Origin of the sequence: Escherichia sp. AM3, from assembly GCF_032029835.1 — a bacterium.
In the GTDB taxonomy this organism is placed as follows: domain Bacteria; phylum Pseudomonadota; class Gammaproteobacteria; order Enterobacterales; family Enterobacteriaceae; genus Escherichia; species Escherichia coli.
This window is the reverse complement of the sequence record NZ_JAVUPQ010000857.1, coordinates 1-291: the sequence shown is the minus strand read 5'-3', so window position 1 is coordinate 291 and position 291 is coordinate 1. Positions and strand designations below refer to the sequence as shown.

The 291-nt window shown below is 63.6% G+C and carries 1 pseudogene; it reads right to left on the bottom strand.

What is annotated here, in order from left to right:
• Nucleotides 1–291 (bottom strand): annotated as a pseudogene (locus RTW80_RS28720) (chemotaxis protein CheA); the annotation flags it as partial.

Sequence of the window (291 nt, the reverse complement as noted above, 5' to 3'; positions counted from 1 at the left end):
CGCTGGGCCAGCATCGACTGGGTGATGACCAGTTCACCCACCAGGTTGATCAGCTGATCCACTTTCTCCACCGCCACGCGAATGCTCGTGGACTCGCTGGAACGCGCCGCTGGTTTTTCACCGCGGGCCGGAGCGGCCGTCTCTTTTGGCACGGCTTTCAGGGCCGGGGCAGCGGCACCTACCGCAGGGGTCTTCTCTGCCGGAGCAGGCGCTTCAACGGCCGCCGCCTCGGTTTCAAACGCAATCTGATCCGCTTCAATCACGAAGCAGAGCACCGCCACGATGTCATCC